The sequence below is a fragment of the Prevotella merdae genome, assembly GCF_900290275.1.
GTDB classification, from domain to species: domain Bacteria; phylum Bacteroidota; class Bacteroidia; order Bacteroidales; family Bacteroidaceae; genus Prevotella; species Prevotella merdae.
This window is the reverse complement of sequence record NZ_LT985342.1, coordinates 1-1,758: the sequence shown is the minus strand read 5'-3', so window position 1 is coordinate 1,758 and position 1,758 is coordinate 1. Positions and strand designations below refer to the sequence as shown.

General features: G+C 39.1%; 2 protein-coding genes and 1 rRNA gene. All 3 read right to left on the bottom strand.

Features of this window, described 5'->3' with window-relative positions; genetic code table 11:
* Window positions 1–105 (bottom strand): 16S ribosomal RNA (locus C9991_RS16495); the annotation flags it as partial.
* Window positions 106–554: 449 nt separating this feature from the next.
* The gene (locus C9991_RS16490; protein WP_106813557.1) at window positions 555–752 is read right to left on the bottom strand and encodes a hypothetical protein; all 198 of its coding nucleotides are present in this window, start codon (window positions 750–752) and stop codon (window positions 555–557) included.
* A gap of 40 nt (window positions 753–792) precedes the next feature.
* Window positions 793–1,554, bottom strand: a complete 762-nt coding sequence (locus tag C9991_RS16485; RefSeq protein ID WP_157949527.1) for a hypothetical protein — start codon at window positions 1,552–1,554, stop codon at window positions 793–795.
* Between the last annotated feature and the right edge of the window lie 204 nt (window positions 1,555–1,758).

Sequence of the window (1,758 nt, the reverse complement as noted above, 5' to 3'; positions counted from 1 at the left end):
GGTCGCCATCAACAATAGCAAGCTATCGTCATGCTGCCCCTCGACTTGCATGTGTTAAGCCTGTAGCTAGCGTTCATCCTGAGCCAGGATCAAACTCTACATTGTAAAATATCTTTTACCAACCCTTACCGAAGTAAGCGTTGCTTGTTTGTATCTGTTTCAGAACGAGCTTCCAAATTAGAGTCTAAAGTCAAACAAACTTGACGGTTCGTTTTTCTTCTACCCAAGAATGAATGTTTCATCATTCTCGCTTCTTGTACTACTTTATCTGTCTTATGTAAATCTTTTCAAAGAACTCTTTCTTTTACTATCTCGAACTCTTCGTTATCTCATTTTGCTTGAGGTTTCGTTCGTTCTCGAAAGCGGATGCAAAGGTATGACTTTTTCTTGAACCACCAAAACTTTTGGTAAGAAAACTTTATACATTTACACTTTTCATAATGATTATTGATTTGTATCAATCTTTGCTCTGTGTACGCAAACATATATACATTATTATAATATATAAGAAGACGTTACACTTAATCAAGAATCAACAAAAGCAACCAATAACATTAGTCATCCCATACTTGCGACTGGCCACCCGAATAAGCTTCTTCTTGTCCTACTTCGCTCATATTGCCACTACTGATGCTAATCTCGTAGCCACCACCTTCCGAATCGCAGACCCGGTTCCCAGATGTTGTATTGAGCACTATGTCGCCCTGAAAGTTAATGATTTCAATATTTGGATTTGAATACAATTTCTTCATTGCTATAAATGTTTTAGTTTGTTTATAAATAGTTTTCTTATTATCTCACAACGAACTTCTTGCCAGCCTTGATGTACAAGCCAGGCATGAGACTACGGGCATCAACACGCTGGCCTTGCAGATTGTATACAGCATCATCGTTCTCCACCACCCCACAGTTGATATTCTTTATAGAAGTGGCATTACCGTCGACAACTACACGCAAGGCAGATGTTGCAGTAGAATTAGGGATAACAAAGTAGGCACGGAAACCTTTGGTAGTACTACCAGACTTAGCCTTGAATAGAGTGTTGTTAGCACCAAGGAAAGCTGCGTAGCTTTTAGAATTGTTAATATCCTGAGTGATGTCCACCTTATTATATATACCCTTAAAGGCGAAACCATCAAGTGTGCTTACGGCAGAAGCCTGGGCAGCATTTTCTGGCTTAATACTTACATTATAAAATTCATACTTATCGTCAGCTTTAACCTCCGACGGCATAATCAAGTAAGGCACGGCAGCCTTAATACCTTCAGCAGTCTTGTCGTCAAACACCAACGTATTACCTTTGCTTTCAGCATTAAGAGCAGCTATCCTAACATCCGCACCAAAAGCAGACTTAGCTTGGGCTTCAGAAACATCGAACGGCAGACAGATTGTGTTCCAGGCACCTTTTACAAGCTTGCGGTTAAGGGAAATGTTTATATCGGATTTAGTCTCGATTTTATTTTCTTCGGATTCGGAAAGGGAGATTGTGGGGAGGAGGGAGACGTAAACGGTAATTGAGCTTACTCTTGTTCTATCGGAACTAGTAAATGACACTTTTTGAGCATTACCCGTCCATACGGACCTATGTTCGGACATAACAGAATACCCGTTACAATGCAAATATTCCAAAGCACTGCTGTCCAAAGAAAAAATCTTGGACATGATTTAAATTGATTATATTCAATGAGTTATACGAATTTGATTTTTTCGAGATTTGATTTTGTACTTTTGCAAATTGTATTGCAAGAGACTGAAATC